This is a genomic window from Aeromonas sp. S5(2024) (genome assembly GCF_041403025.1).
In the GTDB taxonomy this organism is placed as follows: Bacteria; Pseudomonadota; Gammaproteobacteria; order Enterobacterales; family Aeromonadaceae; genus Aeromonas; species Aeromonas hydrophila.
Genome location: NZ_JBGLRI010000004.1, coordinates 434850 through 451979, shown reverse-complemented (window position 1 = coordinate 451979; position 17130 = coordinate 434850). Strand labels below are relative to the sequence as shown.

At 64.4% G+C, this 17130-nt stretch carries 16 protein-coding genes; 9 read left to right on the top strand and 7 right to left on the bottom strand.

The features are described 5' to 3' along the window. Window positions 1–32: 32 nt before the first annotated feature. Complete coding sequence (gene mrcB, locus ACB032_RS11650; protein ID WP_371137979.1) at window positions 33–2354, bottom strand: penicillin-binding protein 1B; 2322 nt, start codon at window positions 2352–2354, stop codon at window positions 33–35. 254 nt (window positions 2355–2608) lie between these two features. Continuing rightward, window positions 2609–5056, bottom strand: a complete 2448-nt coding sequence (gene hrpB / locus ACB032_RS11645) for an ATP-dependent helicase HrpB (RefSeq protein ID WP_371137978.1) — start codon at window positions 5054–5056, stop codon at window positions 2609–2611. A 156-nt stretch (window positions 5057–5212) separates the two neighbouring features. Here hrpB and thpR point away from each other — a divergent pair, with 156 nt between their 5' ends. The 8 genes from thpR (at window position 5213) to panC (ending at window position 12118) form a co-directional block, all read left to right on the top strand. After that, entirely contained in the window at window positions 5213–5740 is a 528-nt protein-coding gene (gene thpR / locus ACB032_RS11640; RefSeq protein WP_162517982.1) for an RNA 2',3'-cyclic phosphodiesterase, read from the top strand. A gap of 42 nt (window positions 5741–5782) precedes the next feature. After that, window positions 5783–6526, top strand: a complete 744-nt coding sequence (sfsA, locus tag ACB032_RS11635) for a DNA/RNA nuclease SfsA (protein ID WP_101150632.1) — start codon at window positions 5783–5785, stop codon at window positions 6524–6526. A 119-nt stretch (window positions 6527–6645) separates the two neighbouring features. Further along, a complete protein-coding gene (dksA, locus tag ACB032_RS11630; RefSeq protein WP_005304459.1) occupies window positions 6646–7095 on the top strand; it encodes an RNA polymerase-binding protein DksA in 450 nt (149 codons plus the stop codon). Window positions 7096–7208: 113 nt separating this feature from the next. Then, window positions 7209–8117: a tRNA glutamyl-Q(34) synthetase GluQRS gene (gene gluQRS, locus ACB032_RS11625; RefSeq protein WP_371137977.1), complete on the top strand. Its 909-nt coding sequence runs from the start codon at window positions 7209–7211 to the stop codon at window positions 8115–8117. A 144-nt stretch (window positions 8118–8261) separates the two neighbouring features. Continuing rightward, entirely contained in the window at window positions 8262–9761 is a 1500-nt protein-coding gene (pcnB, locus tag ACB032_RS11620) for a polynucleotide adenylyltransferase PcnB (RefSeq protein WP_017411017.1), read from the top strand. 11 nt (window positions 9762–9772) lie between these two features. Continuing rightward, the gene (gene folK / locus ACB032_RS11615; RefSeq protein WP_011707280.1) at window positions 9773–10282 is read left to right on the top strand and encodes a 2-amino-4-hydroxy-6-hydroxymethyldihydropteridine diphosphokinase; all 510 of its coding nucleotides are present in this window, start codon (window positions 9773–9775) and stop codon (window positions 10280–10282) included. Next, window positions 10279–11073, top strand: a complete 795-nt coding sequence (panB, locus tag ACB032_RS11610; RefSeq protein ID WP_011707281.1) for a 3-methyl-2-oxobutanoate hydroxymethyltransferase — start codon at window positions 10279–10281, stop codon at window positions 11071–11073. The genes folK and panB overlap by 4 nt, the downstream gene beginning before the upstream one ends. A gap of 187 nt (window positions 11074–11260) precedes the next feature. Continuing rightward, window positions 11261–12118, top strand: a complete 858-nt coding sequence (panC, locus tag ACB032_RS11605; protein WP_206818761.1) for a pantoate--beta-alanine ligase — start codon at window positions 11261–11263, stop codon at window positions 12116–12118. 64 nt (window positions 12119–12182) lie between these two features. Here the strand turns inward: panC and ACB032_RS11600 are convergent, their stop codons facing one another. The 3 genes from ACB032_RS11600 to ACB032_RS11590 form a co-directional block, all read right to left on the bottom strand. Beyond that, entirely contained in the window at window positions 12183–12710 is a 528-nt protein-coding gene (locus tag ACB032_RS11600; protein WP_039214507.1) for a rhodanese-like domain-containing protein, read from the bottom strand. A gap of 1 nt (window position 12711) precedes the next feature. Next, window positions 12712–13134 (bottom strand): MauE/DoxX family redox-associated membrane protein, encoded by a 423-nt coding sequence (locus tag ACB032_RS11595; protein ID WP_371137976.1) that lies wholly within the window; start codon window positions 13132–13134, stop codon window positions 12712–12714. Window positions 13135–13253: 119 nt separating this feature from the next. Further along, a complete protein-coding gene (locus ACB032_RS11590) occupies window positions 13254–13661 on the bottom strand; it encodes a CesT family type III secretion system chaperone (RefSeq protein ID WP_371137975.1) in 408 nt (135 codons plus the stop codon). 242 nt (window positions 13662–13903) lie between these two features. Between ACB032_RS11590 and ACB032_RS11585 the strand changes: the two genes are divergently transcribed. Further along, on the top strand, window positions 13904–16015 hold the full coding sequence (locus ACB032_RS11585) for a hypothetical protein (protein WP_371137974.1): 2112 nt from the start codon (window positions 13904–13906) through the stop codon (window positions 16013–16015). A gap of 72 nt (window positions 16016–16087) precedes the next feature. On the opposite strand, the gene ACB032_RS11580 is transcribed toward ACB032_RS11585, so the two are convergent. Both ACB032_RS11580 and ACB032_RS11575 read right to left on the bottom strand, forming a co-directional pair. Continuing rightward, the gene (locus ACB032_RS11580; protein WP_323884885.1) at window positions 16088–16345 is read right to left on the bottom strand and encodes a DUF3343 domain-containing protein; all 258 of its coding nucleotides are present in this window, start codon (window positions 16343–16345) and stop codon (window positions 16088–16090) included. After that, complete coding sequence (locus ACB032_RS11575; protein WP_371137973.1) at window positions 16342–17124, bottom strand: acyl-CoA dehydratase activase; 783 nt, start codon at window positions 17122–17124, stop codon at window positions 16342–16344. The genes ACB032_RS11580 and ACB032_RS11575 overlap by 4 nt, the downstream gene beginning before the upstream one ends. Window positions 17125–17130: the final 6 nt, after the last annotated feature.

The window sequence follows — 17130 nt, the reverse complement described above, 5'->3', positions numbered from 1 at the left end:
GGCAAGCGGGCAGCCAGGGCTGCTCGCTGCAATCAGTTGAAGAAACCGTTGAACCAGTTGTCCAGCGCATTGGCCGGGCTGGACACCGGGCTGGCGCAGCCCATGGGCTCGGCCAGCCCGGCCAGCTTGGCCGGCACCTGCAGACTGCCGGGGCAGTCGCTGGTGACCCGGGTGCCGCTGGTGCGGGAGAAGCTGGCCCAGCTCACCCCTTGCGGCATGTTCATGGCCAGGCTGTTGACCCCGCGCTGGCTCATGTAGCCGCTGAACAGCTGCAGGGCACCGCTGGCACCGGTCAGGCCGGCCGGGGTGTTGTCGTCGCGACCGACCCAGATGCTGACCAGCTCGTTGTTGTCGAGCCCGGTGAACCAGGAGTCGCGCAGCTCGTTGGTGGTGCCCGTCTTGGCCGCCATGGTGGCGCCGGGGAACTTGGCACCGAGCGCTCGCGCCGTGCCCTGGCTCACCGTCTTGGTCATGGCGAACAGGGTCAGCCAGCTGGCCTGTTCGTCGGTCACCCGCTTGGCCGCTTCGTCATGCTGATAGAGCTTGCTGCCGTCGCTGTTGACCACCGCCCGGATCGCCGACAGCGGCTGGGTCAGCCCCTGGTTGGCGATGGGCAGGTACATCTGGTTCACCTCCATCGGCGAGAGCGCCACCGCCCCCAGCACCAGCGAGGGATAGGGCTGGATCTCCTGCTCCACCCCCAGCTTGTGCAGGGTGTCCACCACCTTGTCCAGCCCCACCTGCAGCCCCAGATTGACGGTCGGCACGTTGAGGGAGCTCGCCAGCGCATCCATCAGCGGCACGCTCTGGCGGAACTTGCGGTCGTAGTTTTGCGGGGTCCAGATCTGGCCATCCTTGCCGCGAATGCGGATCGGCTGGTCCTTGAGCGGCGTGCCCAGGGTCAGGCCGTTGGAGAGGCCGGTCAGGTAGACTGCTGGCTTCACCAGCGAGCCTATCTGGCGACGGGCATCCAGCGCCCGGTTGAAGCCGGCGTAGCGCGGATCCCGGCCGCCCACCATGGCCACCACCTCGCCCTTGTGCCAGTCGGAGACCACCATGGCCGCCTCCAGCTTCTTCTTGCCGCGCAGCTTCTCGATCTGGGCCAGACCCGACTCCACCGCCTGCTCGGCGGCGTGCTGGGCGATGGGATCCAGACTGGTGAAGATCTTGAGGCCGGACTGCTTGAGCAGATCCGGGCCGAAGCGGCTCTGGATCTCCCGCTTGAGCAGGCCCATGAAGGCCGGGGTGCGGCCATAGCTCATCTGGCCGCGGGTAATGATGCCGAGCGGCTGCTTGCTGGCCAGTTCATACTCGGCCGGTTGCAGGCTGCCGTGATCCATCAGCAGCTTGAGCACCAGATCACGACGCGCCTTGGCTCGCTCCGGGAAGCGCCAGGGATCGTAATAGGAGGGCCCCTTCACCATGCCCACCAGCAGGGCCACCTGATCGATATCCAGCTCGTTGACCGGAATGCCGAAGTAGAAGTAGGAGGCGAGCCCGAAACCATAGACCCCCTGGGAGAAGTTCTGCCCCAGATAGACCTCGTTGAGGTAGGCCTCCAGGATCTCGTCCTTGCTGTAGCGATAGTCGATCAGCACCGCCATGTAGGCTTCCTGCGCCTTGCGCCACAGGCTGCGCTCCCGGGTCAGGAAGAAGTTCTTGGCCAGCTGCTGGGTCAGGGTACTGCCCCCCTGCACGGTGCGACCCGCCAGCAGGTTGGCCGCCATGGCCCGCATGATGGCCACCGGCGAGACGCCGCCGTGCTGGTAGAAGTCGCGATCCTCGGTGGTGAGCAGGGTGATCAGCAGGCTGTCCGGCACCTCGGCGATGCGCACCAGCAGTCGGTCTTCCCGATCCTCGGTGTTGAGGCGATCGAGCAGCACCGGGTCCATCTGGGCGTAGCCGAGCTGACGCTGGTTCTCCAGCGACTGGATCCCCTCCAGCCGCGCGCCGTTGAAGGTGAGGCGCAGGCCACGGGCGGCATCGGCCCCGTCATGGAATTCGAATGGCCGGCGGATAAGCTCGATGCGGTTGCCGCTCACCGCATACTCGCCCGGGGTGTGGGGCTGGCGCACCTGCTTGTAGCTCAGCATGTTGAGCTCGCGCAGCATCTGGGCCTGGGAGAGGCGCTGGCTGGGATAGAGTTCCAGCGGCCGGCTGTAGACCATCACCGGCAACTGCCACTTCTCGCCGTCGAAGCGTTCACGCACCTTGGTATCGAGGTAGATGCCAAACACCACCATGAAGGCCGCTCCCACCAGGGAGAGCTTGAAGCCCAGCCAGAACAGCGTACGCCAGATGGTGTGTTTGGGCGCCGCCTTCTTGGGGGTGCGCTTGCGTCGTTGCGTTGCCATAAATCCTCTTTGCTTTCCTTTCTACTTGTTATGTCGCGTTCGCGAACGTCCGATCGGGCTTAACCAATTGGATCTGGATTCCGGGTTCGCTCCGCCAGACAGATGGATAGATGTCTCCCCCCTCATCCCCGGCCCTTCTCCCACAAGGGGAGAAGGGAGCAAACACCAACCTCGATCAGTTCCCTCTCCCTCTGGGAGAGGGCCAGGGTGAGGGTCATCTGCTGGAGTAGGGCTACGTTATTCCCTGCACCAACCTACATCCCCATCTTCTTCTTGGTGACCCTGGTCGGCATCGCCTCCAGCGGATTGTCCGGCCAGTAGTGGCGGGGGTAGCGTCCCTTCATCTCTTTTTTCACCAGCTCGTAGGAGCCGGCCCAGAAAGCGGCCAGATCGGCGGTGATCTGCAGCGGCCGCTGAGCCGGGGAGAGCAGCTCCACCACCAACGCCACCCGGCCATCGGCCACGCACGGGGTCGCGGCCTGGCCGAACATCTCCTGGATGCGCACCGGGATCACCGGCGCCTGGCCCGGCTGATAACGGATCCGCACCCGGCTGCCGGTCGGCGCGCTAAAGTGGCCGGGCAGCGCCTCGTCCAGCCGCTTGGGCAATGGCCAGGGCAGCGACTGGCGCAGGATGTCGCTCATATCGAGCTTTTTCAACTGCTCCAGCCGGGTCATACCGCTCACCGCCGGCAGCAGCCACTGCTCGAGGTCGGCCAGCAGGCTCGCCTCGTCCATGGCTGGCCACCCTTCATCGGGCAACCAGTCGCGGGCGCAGCGCAATCGGGCCAGCAACCCCTCGCTGGCATCATCCCAGGGCAGCACATGCAACCCCTTGCGCCGGATGCCCTGCAGCAGGCAGCGCCCCTTCTGTTCATCGGAGAGATCGGTCAGCGGCCGCTGGCTCAGCACCAGCTCGCCGAGCACCTGCTGGCGCTCGGCCCGCACCCGCTCCTCACGCTCGTCCCAGTCGAACCACTGGCGCTCGCTCACCAGCTCGGGCAGCTGGCGCACCAGCTCATCCAGCTCTATCGGTTCGGCGATGAAGATGCGGCTGCCGCGCTCGTTCTGACCCATCTCGATGGCAATGAGCGCCCCCTGCCCCTGACAGGGGTGACCTTCTACCAGATCGCAGCTCACCCCGCCACTGAGCTGATAGCGGCTGCCGCTGCGCAGCTTGCCGATGCGATCGGGCCAGGCGAGGGCGCACAGCAACCCCAGCCATTGCCCCTGAGCACTGGCGGGGCGGGCGCCGAGCAGCTCGAACCAGCGGGCTGCACTCTGGCGCAGGGCCCCCTGGCGGCGGTGGAACAGCACGGAGAGCCGCTCCGATCCTCGCAGATCTTCTTCCAGCAGCGCCACCAGGAAAGCCGCATCGGCGACAATCCCTGTCAGACCCTCGGCCTCCAGCTCGCGCGCGCGCAGCAGCATGCGGGCAAGCCGGGGATGGGTACCGAAGGCCGCCATGGCGCGGCCGGCCGGGGTAAGTTGTTGCTCACCCTCCGGCTTCATGGCGCCGAGGCTCACCAGCAGCCGCTGGGCACTGGCGACGGCGGCGGCCGGCGGCATGTCCAGCAGCGGCAGCTCTTCGACCTTGGCTCCCCACTGGGCGGCGTCCAGCAGCAGGCTGGTCAGCTCCTGGGTGAGGATGTCGGGCGGGCTCTGCTCGGCGAGGCGCTCCTGCACCTCGCTGCTCCAGAGCCGGTAGCAGACACCGGGGCCGAGACGACCGGCGCGGCCCGCCCGCTGGGTGGCGGAGGCTTTGGCGATGGGGCGGGTCTCCAGCCGGGTGACGCAGCTCTTGATGTCGAAGGAGGCGCGTCGCTCCAGCCCGCTGTCGACCACCACGGAGATCCCCTCGATGGTGAGCGAGGTCTCCGCCACATTGGTGGTGAGCACCAGCTTACGGCGCCCCGCAGGGGCCGGCTCGATGGCCGCCTGCTGGGCCGCCATGTCGAGGCGACCGTAGAGGGGGGCGAGGGTCACCTCGTCCGGCAGCCGCCCTTCCAGCCACTGCGCCAGCCGCTCGATCTCCCCCTGGCCCGGCAGAAACACCAGCAGGCTGCCGGCGTGGGCGGCCAGCGCCTCCAGTACCACGGCGCCGACCTGGGGCTCCAGCCACTGCTGGCGATTGGCGGGGCGATAGTGGTAGTCGATGGGAAAACCGCGCCCCTCCGAGCGAACCACCGGGGCCTCCGGCAAAAGCCGCTCCAGCGCCATGCCATCCAGGGTGGCGGACATCACCAAGAGCTTGAGGTCATCGCGCAATCCCTGCTGGCTCTCGATGGCGAAGGCCAGCGCGGTATCGGCGTGCAGGCTGCGCTCGTGGAACTCATCGAAGATGACCAGGGAGACGCCGGTGAGCTCGGGATCCTGCTGCAGCATCCGGGTCAGCACCCCTTCGGTGACGATCTCGAGCCGGGTGGCTGCGCTGGTGCGGCTCTCGCCGCGCACCCGCAGACCGATGCGCTCGCCCACCTTCTCCCCGAGCTGACGCGCCAGAAAGGCAGCGATGTTGCGCGCCGCGAGACGTCTGGGCTCCAGCATGATGATCCGTCCGGGCAGCCGGTTCTGGCGCACCAGCTCCAGCGGCAGCAGGGTCGATTTGCCCGCACCGGGCGGCGCCTGCAGGATCACGCTGGCATGGTTGTCGATGGCGGCAAAGAGTGCGGGCAGCACCGACACTATGGGGAGGGAAGACAAAGGGATCTGCACCTTCTTGTTGCAAGTCGTAAAGCGGCGCCTATTCTGCCACAGCCTGGCCGGCCACCGTGAGCGGATGTCGGCCGGCGAGACAGGATGGAGTGGCTGCCCTAGAATGGGCCACCCTGTCTGCATGAAAGAGGCATGCTCACCCGAATGGCCAAACTCTTCTTTGCCCTGCCCGCCGAGGCGCTGGCACCCGATCTCGTCGCCTGGCGCGACCAGCTGCCCTGGCCGGGTCAACCGGTGCCCGCCGCCAATCTCCACCTGACGCTGGCCTTCCTCGGCGAAGCGGATCCGCTCACCACCACCCGCCTGATGGCCGCCGTCGAGCGCCAGCACTGCCCGCCGCTCACCATAGCGCTCAATGAAACCGGCTGGTTCGGCCGCGCCAAGGCCGCCTGGGTTGGCCCGACGGAGTGGCCCAACGAGCTCACCGTGCTGGCCAGGGCGCTGCGTCGCCACGGTGAGAAGCTGGGGCTTGGCAACGGCGAGCAGGGCTATCGCCCCCACGTCACCCTGTCGCGCAAGGCGAGCGAACCGCCGGCGCTGCTGCCCGCCCCCGATTTCGTGCTGCAGGCCGACCGCTTCTGCCTCTATCAATCCCTCTCCACTCCGGACGGGGTGCGCTACGAGCCCCTCGCCTGCTGGCCGCTGCGGGCCAGAGAGAAAATGGCATCCTGACCGGCGGCCATGCCCAGACTCATCGATTAAGAGAGCCATACCATGATCTTCGATCCCCCCCTGCAATCCGGGCAGCTGATCTCCCGTTACAAGCGCTTCCTGACCGACGTGCAGCTCGACAACGGCGAGGTGATCACCATCCACTGCGCCAATACCGGCGCCATGACCGGCTGCGCCGAGCCGGGCACCCGGGTCTGGTACTCCACCTCAGACAATCCCAAGCGCAAGCTGCCCCACAGCTGGGAGATCGCCGAGAGCCCGGCCGGTCACTTCATCTGCGTCAACACGGCCCGCGCCAACCAGCTGGCTCGCGAGCTGATCGAGCAGGATGCCCTCGCCCCGCTGCGCGGCTATGCCAGGCTGCGCACCGAGGTGAAATACGGCGAAGAGAACAGTCGCATCGATCTGCTGCTGGAAGATGACCACCTGCCGGCCTGTTATATCGAGGTGAAATCGGTGACCCTGCTCGACGAGCGGGAGCAAGCCGGCATGGGCTACTTCCCCGATGCGGTCACCACCCGTGGCGCCAAGCACTTGCGTGAATTAATGGCCATGAAGGCGGCAGGCCACAGAGCCGTGCTGTTATTTATGGTTTTGCACTCCGGAATCGTGAGAATGCGCCCGGCAGCGCATATAGATCCGCACTATAGTCTGCTTATTGAGCAAGCAATTACGGCAGGGGTTGAAATTTTATGCTATCGACCCCATGTTGGGGTGCAGAGCATGGTGGCCCAAGATTTTATCCCGTTTGAATCTTGTCACCTGCTACCCGAGGGCAGCGAATAAATGTTGGAGTGGGTAACATTATTGGTACGGCTTGTTTGCCTCCAAGTTACCCTTCTGCTATAGATGTCGCCCTCAATTTATGGATGGCACGGGTAGCGTGCTGAATTAGGAGACAGGGCATGCCAACAGGCGAAAACAGGAAATCTCTGGGCCCCCTGGCCATTGCGGGTGTGGCGCCTTACCAGGAAAAACCGGGTGAGGAGTACATGAATGACCAACAAAAGGCACATTTTCGCAAGATCCTGGGAGCCTGGCGCAACCAACTGATGCAGGAAGTTGACCGCACCGTTGACCATATGAAGGATGAGGCTGCCAACTTTCCGGATCCCGTGGATCGCGCCGCGCAAGAAGAAGAGTTCGCTCTTGAACTGCGTACCCGCGACCGTGAGCGCAAGCTGATCAAGAAGATCGAGAAAACCTTGCTGCTGCTCGAAGACGATGACTTCGGCTACTGCGAACACTGCGGTATCGAGATCGGTATCCGCCGTCTGGAAGCCAGACCCACCGCCGACCTCTGTGTCGACTGCAAGACCCTGGCTGAAATCAAGGAAAAACAGATGGCCGGTTGATACCGACCTCTGGCATAACAGAAAAAAGGGAGCTCGCGGGCTCCCTTTTTTATTGAGCTTTTGGCCGGGCCGTCCCAGAATGCAGCCTCAATGTCCCGTTTGCCCGAATCCGCATGCCCGTGAATACCATCCCCTCGTCCCAGACCCGCCCTTATATCGGCCGCTTTGCCCCCTCCCCCTCAGGCCCGCTTCACTTCGGCTCCCTGATCGCGGCGCTCGGCAGCTTCCTGCAGGCCAGGGCACGGCAGGGACGCTGGCTGGTGCGCATCGAAGATATCGATCCACCGCGGGAGATGGCGGGGGCCGCCCCGCTCATTTTGCAGACGCTGGAAGCCCATGGCCTGCAGTGGGATGGCGAGGTGATGTACCAGAGCCGGCGCCACGGCCGCTATGACGAGATCATCGACCAGCTCTACCGGGCCGGCGATCTCTACTGGTGTCGCTGTACCCGGCGCGAAATCATGGCGAGCGGCGGCTTTTACAACGGTCACTGCCGCACCCTTGTTCTCACGGCGGAGGGTTGTGCCGCCCGCGTGCGCCAACACCACCCGGTGTACGATTTCGAGGATGGGCTGCAGGGCCGCATTGCGGTGCCGGCGGCGCTGGCCGAGGAAGATTTCATCGTGCGCCGGCGCGATGGGCTCTATGCCTACAACCTGGCGGTGGTGGTGGACGACATGGACTGCGGCATCACCGAGATAGTGCGCGGTGCCGATCTGCTGGAGCCGACGGTGCGCCAGATTGCCCTCTACCAGACGCTGGACGCCCCCGTGCCCGCCTGGGTGCATCTGCCGCTGGCGGTGCAGGCCGACGGCAACAAGCTTTCCAAACAGAATCACGCACCGGCGCTGGCACAGGACGAGGTGCGCCCGGCCCTGTGGCAGGCGCTGCACTTTCTCGGCCAGTGCCCGCCCCCCGAGCTGATGGCGAGCCGGGTGGACGAGATCGTCGACTGGGGCATCGCCCACTGGCAGCTGGCCCGGGTGCCTGCCAGCGAGAAGATCCAGCTGGCTGATTACTGAGTCGCGCAGGCAATTTTGGGTTGATTGAACGTAAATCGCCGCTGTTGGCCGTGATTTTACCGGGATGATCCGTTTCAAACGAGATCAATTGCCAGCACGGTTTTTCATTTGGTTAGGCGTGAGCTATGATAGGCCGCTATTTTTTTGGCCTCCCGTCAATTTGAAGTCATAACGAGGTGTACCATTTTTTCCCAGATCGCAAACTTTTGCCGCAAAGTGCTCGGCAAGGAAGACGGCGAGCAGTCGGCGGAGTCCCCCATTCCGGCCCGTGTCGCCGGACAACGTCGTACCTTGAGCCGTGACCAGCACCCGATTTCGCGCAAAGAGATCAGCGAGAATGCACTCAAGGTGCTCTATCGCCTGAACAAGGGCGGCTACGAAGCCTACCTGGTCGGCGGCGGAGTCCGGGATCTGCTGCTCGGGAAGACGCCCAAGGATTTCGACATCGCCACCGATGCGACGCCGGAGCAGATCAAGTCACTGTTCAGCAACTGCCGCCTGATCGGCCGCCGTTTCCGGCTGGCCCACATCGTCTTTGGTCGTGACGTGATCGAAGTGGCCACCTTCCGCGGTCACCACCATCAGGTCAATACCAGCAAACATGTGTCGGCCCAATCCGATGAAGGCATGCTGCTGCGCGACAACGTCTACGGCACCATCGAAGAGGATGCCGAGCGTCGCGACTTTACCGTCAACGCCCTCTACTACAGTGCCAAGGATTTCACCCTGCACGATTTCGAGGGCGGGCTGGAAGACTTGGCCGAGCGCAAGCTGGAGCTCATTGGCGATCCCGAGACCCGCTACCGCGAAGATCCGGTGCGGATGCTGCGCGCCGTGCGTTTCGCCGCCAAGCTGGACATGACCATCAGCCCGCGCACCGCCGCCCCCATCAAGGAGCTGGCGCCGCTGCTGCAGGATATTCCGGCGGCCCGCCTGTTCGAGGAAACCCTCAAGCTGTTCCTGGCTGGCGATGGCCTGGCCACCTACAAGCTGCTGCGCGAATACGGCCTGTTCCAACAGCTGTTCCCGCAAGTAGCGGCGCTGTTTACCCCGCACGGCAACTCGCCCTACGAGCAGTTCATCGAGCAGGCGCTGATCGATACCGACACCCGGGTCCGGGAAGACAAGCGCGTCACCCCCGCCTTCCTCTACGCCACCCTGTTGTGGGGCTGTGTCGAGGCCCGCGGCCGGGTGCTGGAGAACGAGAGCGGCCTGCCCTGGTATGACGCCTTCATGCTGGCGATCAACGAGGTGCTGGACAACCAGGTGCGGATCATCGCCGTCCCGCGCCGCTTCACCACCGATGTACGCGACATCTGGGCCCTGCAGCAGCGGCTGACCCGCCGTCAGGGCCGCCACCCCGAGCGGGCCATGGAGCATCCCAAGTTCCGCGCGGCGTTTGACTTCCTGTTGCTGCGCAACCGGGTCGAGCGCGGTCTGGGCGAGCTGGCCAGCTGGTGGGAACGCTACGTGGAATCCAATCCGGACGTGCGCCCGCAGCTGCAACGGGAGGCGACCCGCCGCCCGGCAAGCGGTGAGCGCGGTCAGGCCGGTGAGGCCCGCAGCAACGATGGCGAGAAGCGCAGCAGCAACAGCCGCAACCGTCGTCGCCCCCGTCGCCGCAAACCGAAAGCGGCCGAGTGACAACTGACGTGATGACCGAGGTCTTCATCGCCATTGGTTCCAACCTGTCTGACCCGCTCGGTCAGGCTCGTCGCGCCGTCGCCGCTCTGGCAAGGTTGCCGGGATCCGTGCTGGTGCAGGCCTCGTCGTTTTACAGCAGCCGCCCCATGGGCCCTGCTGACCAGCCGGACTACGTCAATGCCGTGGCCCGGCTCAACACCCGGCTGACGCCGCTGGCGCTGCTGGATCAACTACAAAGCATCGAGCTGGAACAAGGACGTGTGCGCAAGGATGAGCGATGGGGGCCAAGAACCCTGGATCTCGATCTGCTGCTGTTTGGCGATCAGATCATCAGGCATGAACGCCTCATCGTTCCCCACTACGGCATGAAGGAGCGGGAGTTCGTGCTGCTGCCCCTGGCCGAGATTGCACCCGCTCTGGTACTGCCTTGCGGCACCCCACTCGCAGAACTGGTTGCCCGCTGCCCGCACAATGATCTTGCCATCATTGCCCCCGGTGCAGACGAACAGGAGCCTCTATGAGCAAGATCACCACCACCAACCTGCTGAAGATGAAGCAGGAAGGCCAACGAATCACCGCCATCACCGCCTATGATGCCACCTTTGCCAAGCTGTTCGATGACGAGGGCGCCCACGTGCTGCTCATCGGCGACTCGCTGGGCATGGTGCTGCAGGGGGGTCAGGATACCCTGGGCGTCAGCATGGATGAGATGGTCTATCACACCCGTTGCGTGGTGCGCGGCACCACCAATGCACTGGTGGTGACCGACATGCCGTTCATGAGCTATGCCACCCCGGAGCAGACCTATCAGAACGCCGCCCGGCTGATGGCGGCCGGTGCCCGCATGGTGAAGATGGAAGGGGGCGACTGGCTGTGCGACTCCATTCGCCACCTGACCCGCAACGGCGTGCCGGTGTGTGGCCACCTCGGCCTCACCCCGCAATCCGTGCACGTATTCGGCGGCTTCAAGGTGCAGGGACGCGACGAATTCCAGGCCCAGGAGATCTACCGTCAGGCCCTCGAACTGCAGGCTGCCGGCATCCAGTTGCTGGTGCTCGAGTGCGTGCCCACTTCGCTGGCCGAGCGCATCAGCAAGGCGCTGCGCATTCCGGTGATCGGCATCGGTGCCGGCCCCGCCACCGACGGCCAGATCCTGGTGATGCACGATGCCTTCGGCATCACCTCCGGCTATGTGCCCAAGTTCACCAAGAACTTCCTGGCCGAGACCGGCGACATGCGCGCCGCCATCCGGCTCTATGTGAAGCAGGTGAGCGAAGGCACCTTCCCGGGCCCGGAACACTGCTTCAACTGATCCGATAGCGTGACGAGAGCGGGGGCCTGCGCCCCCGCTGCGCCCTCTGGTGCTGACTGAGCAACCCGTCTCTTGATGACTCATCCCAAGGTGACCTGCCGATGATGCTGCCCGTTGCCACTCCTCTCTTACCCATGCGGGCCCATAACGCCCGCCTCTCTTTGATCTTTTCGAAGGTGAACTGCTGATGTTGGTCGTTAACAACCCCGCCGCTCTGCGTGAACAGATCGGCCAATGGCGCCGTGAAGGGCTCACAATCGCATTCGTGCCCACCATGGGCAATCTGCATCAGGGCCATCTGACCCTGGTGAAAGAGGCGCACCACCACGCCGACAAGGTGGTGACCAGCATCTTCGTCAACCCGATGCAGTTCGACAAGGCCGAGGATCTCGCCAACTACCCGCGCACCCTGGAGCAGGACTGCGCCGCGCTGGAAGCAGCCGGGGTGGACATGGTGTTCACGCCGACCCCGGAGATCATGTATCCGCAGGGGCTGGCCAGCCACACCTTCGTCGAGGTGCCGGGCCTCTCCGGTCTGCTGGAAGGAGCGCTGCGTCCGGGTCACTTCCGCGGCGTCAGCACAGTGGTGACCAAACTGTTCAATCTGGTGCAGCCGGATGTGGCCTGCTTCGGCCAGAAGGATTTCCAGCAGCTGGCGCTGATCCGCAAGATGGTGGCCGACATGGCGATGCCCATCCAGATCGTCGGCGTGCCCACCGTGCGGGCCGAGGACGGGCTGGCGCTCTCCTCACGCAACGGCTACCTGACCGCGGCCGAGCGGGCCCTGGCCCCTGAGCTTGCGCGCACCATGAACTGGATCGCCGAGCAGATTGAAGCGGGTGACCATCACCTGCCCTCCCTGGTGGCCCAGGCCAGCCAGCGCCTCGACAAGGCCGGTTTTCGGACCGACGCCATCGACATCGTCGATGCCGCCACCCTGGAAGCCGCCACCGACCAGAGCGAGCAGCTGGTGATCCTGATGGCGGCGTATCTCGGCAAGGCCCGCCTCATCGACAACCGGGTGGTGACGCTGGCCCGCTCCTGAGCCGCAACGCCACTGACAACAAAGCCCGCATGTGCGGGCTTTGTTGTTTCTGAGCGTATCCGGCCTACTCGGCGGTGACCGGGTAACCCGCCCCTTTCCAGGCGAAGATGCCGCCCGGCACCCGATAGACCTGCTGATAGCCCTGGGTGACCGCCCAGGCGGCTCCGTTGTGGCTGCGGCCGCACTTGACGAAGCCGCAGTAGAACACCACCGGACGGGTCTTGTCGTCGCCCAACAGGGCCAGCAGCTGCTCGGGCGTGCCGCTCCCCTCGACGATCTGGCTCCAGTCATCGCCGGACTTGGCCTCCTTCACGAAGGCAAAATTCTTGGCCCCCTGGATGTGCTCCTTCTTGTAGGAGTCCTCAAACGGCATGGTGTCGATGATCACCAGCGCCTCGCCTTTATCCATCCGGGTCTTCAGCTCGGCCACGGTCAGCAGCTGATAACCCCCCTGCTGGGTCTCCTGGGAGAGCTGTACCGCCGCCTGCTCCAGCTTGGTCTCCTGCTCGAACTGGTTGTCGCCACAGCCACCGAGGGCAAAGCTGGCCGCAATCAGCGAGGCCATCAGGGTGCGGGATTGCAATCTCATCATGTCACTGCTCCTTTGGAACGGTAAAAATGGGGCGGGAGTGGAGCAGCAAGGCGCCCGCAAGCGTCAACAGCAGCAGATCCCGCAAGAGGGCCTGTGGCAGCGAGCTGAGATCAGCCCTGCCAAGACAGCCGCAAGAGATGTCGAGCCCGATGGCGATGCCATAGCCCAACACCGGAATAAACAGGGCGAGCAGCCCGATCACCAGCCAGAGTCCCCAGCGCCGGTTGGCGATCACCGCAAGTCCGGCGCAGAGCTCCAGCCCGATAAGCCCCCACACGGCAAGGGGAATGAACGGCGACCAGAGCAGGCCGAAGGCGCCGATCTGCTCGGCGAACAGCTCCGGCGCCGCCAGCTTGAACCCGGCGGAGGCGACGAAGAATCCCCCCAGCGCCAACCTGGCCAGCACCCGCAGATAAACGGTCACAGACCATCTCTTTATGGATACTCACCTATTCTGACAATCCCCGATTGAGCCGCAATGGTCTGACCACGAGAGGTGCGACAAATTCTGTTGCTGCTGGCGGCGTACCGGTAAAGCAGGCGTTACACACGGATACCGCCTGCTTGCCGGGCTGACGGTTCAGCCGCGTCATGCTGCTGCCGGTCGTGTTGGTGGGTCAGCAACTCGGCGGCGAGTTCGACGGCTCGCTCCAGCAAGATCAGCAAGCTCTCCGGCGTCAGGTGATCGAGCCACTCGCGAGTCCAGATGAGGGTCTCTCCCTGTTCTGTCTGATCCAGTAGAAAGGCAGGGTCGACACCGAGGTGGTTGAGCAGGGGGGTGTTGGGCATGGCGTGGCCTGGCAGCAACAGATAGATCACCAGATGCCCCTCATCTTCCGCCAACGTCAGTACCAGCTCTTCGTTGATGGCAAGGGTGGTGACGGACTGGTCGCGGGCGGGCAAGGGCAGGCCAAGTTCGGTGAAGAGAGCGGTGATGAGGACGTGATACATGGATGAACCTCTGGCAGGGGGAGAGTCACACCCTAAGTAGCTGGCCCGCAGCTGATTATCACCTGAAGCCAACTTTTTTTAGGCAAGAGTCGGCAGAGGGAGAAAGATGCCGGAATTGTGAGCAGACAGACATCTTTCGAGGGGTTGTCCGAATCCTAAAAAAGGTGGGCCAAGAGTGACAGGGGGCGTATTTGGGCTGGCGTAGGCTGGAGCTCTTTCCTTTCCAAGTTAGGATCACAGCCATGCCCGAGATGAGAATTGCGCCACAGGACTTGAATCCCGCTCGCACGTTACCCTGCGGGGGCGAACCGGCCCAGCCCGCGACCGCACATCTTGGCAACGCCAGATTGCGGCTGCTGAATGCCGGCGACCGCGAATTCGAGCGGGGGATCCGCCGCGGGATCGGACATGTGCAAAGCAGTGAGCTCAAGGCGGTCAGGCAGGCGGTGCGTCAGTACCAGAACGGCAAGAGTCCTTCACTGGCCGGGCTGGCGAAAATCGAGCAGGCGCTGCAATTCTGGCTCGACTCGGGCAAGAACCGCTCCCGCCAGCAGGATCCCGTGTTGCAGAAACTAGTCGATGACATCGCCGCCCGTCGTCAGACCCTGAATCAGGGAGGACGCGCCCCCTCGTTTCAGCTGTCGTGGCTCTGCAACGCACAGGGGCTGGTCAATCAACCTATCGAGAGCAACCAGCAGATCCGCCAGTGGTGCAGCGAGCTCGCCGGTCTGCAAAAAGTGGGGTCACATGATCTGTTCCACCACGAGCTGCAGAGGGGGATCGATCTGGTGTACGGGGTGAGCGAGACCATGACGGCGCAGCGACTAGAGCGTGCCCCTACACGGGAGGAGGTGATCGACAGCCACGAGTGGAAGACCTTCTGCGGCCTCTTGCGGGATCGTTTCCCCGATGAGTTGACACTCAAGCCGCAAGCCACCGCCGAAGAGAATGGCCTCGATATCCTGCTGACCCACAGCCAGCTGCTGGAGCTGGGCCACCTCAAGGAGGTGCTGGAACTCGGCATTGAACAGAAGGTGAGCCAGCAGGGGGAGATCGGATTGCTAAGAACCGAGCTGCTAACTGCGCTGGTGGATGGATTGGAGGAGCCTTGGCTGGCGCGTGAGGCGCAGGAGAAAGCGCTCTGGCAGGGGACGGCCACATCAGGCAAGCACTACCAGACCGGCGTGCGGGCTGAGCTCAAGAGCCCCCTCTCCGCTGCCAGCAAGGAGTTGAAACCGGGCGAACCGTTGAGCCAGAAGGCATTCAGCGGGCTCGGCCTGGTCAGCGCCAGCGCGTTGGTAGAGGCCTTCGCTAAGATCGAGATTGGCAAGTGGGAGGGGAGCCGCGATACACCGGTAGGAGCATTTACCGGCAAGGTGGCCCTGACGCAGGAGAACAAGGCGAGTGCCAAGGCGGAGCTGGTGGTGGGCAAGGCTGAAGGCTCATTGGCGTTCAATCCTGCACCCAAGATCGTCAATGATACCGAAGGGAAACGTTATACCCCGGGTCGCCATGACCTTAATCTGTTGCGCATCGGTGCCAGTGCCGAGCTGGTGAGCAAGCTGGGATTGTCGGCAGAGGGGAGCTGGACCATCGGCAATCTACTCAACGCCAAGCTGGCAGGCTCGGCCGAGGTGGGGGTCAACGCCAGGCTGGAGGCCGGGGCTGCGGCCATCATGACACCCAATGGGCCAGTGGTCAGCGTGACGGCGAACGCCTCGGCCTTTGCCGGCCTGAAGGCGGAGGGGAGTGCCCAGCTTAACCTGCTCAAGAGCCAGTATGCCGATGCCTACAGCCTCTCGGCCAAGGTCCGCGCCTCAGCCAATCTGGGGGTTGGCGCATCGGCCGGGGCCACCGCGGCCGTCGGGCCGGAAGGTGCCAAGTTCCATACCACCCTTGGCGTGACGCTGGGAGTGGGTTCCGATGTTAGCTGGGAGGGGGGCGTCAACGCCATGGCAACCAAGGCCTATGCGCTGGAGCTAGCCGCCCGCGCCATGACGAACTTTGATCAGCGCAAAGGGGAGCGGCTCGATGGACTGGCGATGGCGGCAGGGAATGAAAACCGTCTCCTCGAGCTCGCGCTGCGGATCGATAGCCGGATTAGCACCCTCGGCGGCCAGCTGGATGAACTGCAGCAGGCAGCCAGCGAGAACCGGATCCGTATGCAGGAGAGTCTGAGCGATCCCGATATCGCCGCTGGCCGCACCGCCATGGCGCAGGCCATCGACGATGCCTTCGGGCAGGATCGGGTCGATGAGCAAGGGGGCGTCATGGTGCCCGAGCGGGCTGCCGAGCGCAACGAGAAGCTTGCGCTCACCGCCCGGCTGCTGCGGGATCACGCCATCAAGGTGTAACTGTCCGTTCTGGCTGAGGACAAAAAAGAGGGGCTCCCGCGCGGGGCCCCTCTTTCATTCTGGTGTGTTACCTCAGCATGCAGGGTAGCGGGCCAGCTCCTGATAGTCGCCGTCCGCTTCGCAGCGAAAAACGGCGGCGGTTTCGCCGCACTGGCACCACTGCTGCCACTCCTCGGGCGGGCAGTGCAGGCGGATGGCGAGGCCGCAGCCGGCGCTGAGCCGGCGCGGTACGTCGCAGACCCGAAAGGCGTGGGGCTGCTGCTCCAGCCGCTTGCGCAGCCTGACCGTGCCGAGGGTGGAGTGGAACAGGTAGAGGAACTCTGCGTTCATGATTTGCCTCCCGTGCGGGCACGCGCACCGAACAGGGCCGCCCCCAGCGCACCGGCAAACTGGGCGTCCGGGTGGGTGGCCACGTCGCAGCCCAATCCTTGCGCCAGATAGTGGCGGAAGGTGGCGCAGTGGCTGACGCCACCGGTAAAGAGCACTGTGGGTCTGGCACCGAGGCGGCCGATGAAGTTGGCGCTGCGCCGGGCCATGGAGCGGACGATGCCGGCCAGGATCGACTCGGCGGGAATGCCCGCCGAGCGCAGGCTGATCGCCTCCGATTCGGCAAACACGGTGCACATGCTGCTGATGTCGTGGGGCTCGGCCCCTTGCAGCAGCTCGTCGAGCTGCTCGACCCGCGCCCCCAGGGTGCGGGTGATCACCTCGAGAAAGCGGCCGGTACCGGCGGCGCACTTGTCGTTCATCAGAAAGTCGGTGAGGTTGCCCTCACCATCGAGCTGGATCACCTTGCTGTCCTGGCCGCCGATGTCGATGACGGTGTGTACCGATGGGCAGAGCAGGCGTGCCCCCAGCCCGTGGCAGGAGATCTCGGTGACCCGCCGATCGGCGAACGACGCCAGATCGCGGCCATAACCGGTCAGGGTCAGATGGGGGCGCTCTGGCAGCGCGGCCGAGAGCGTCTCCCAGCCTTGCTCGATGGCGGCCAGCGGACGAAAGGGGGTCGGCACCAGAAAACGGCGGACGATGTGCCCGCCCTCTCTGTGGTCGAACAGGATCCCCTTGGTCGCGGTGGAGCCCGAGTCAATCCCGATGGTGAGTGACACTGCACC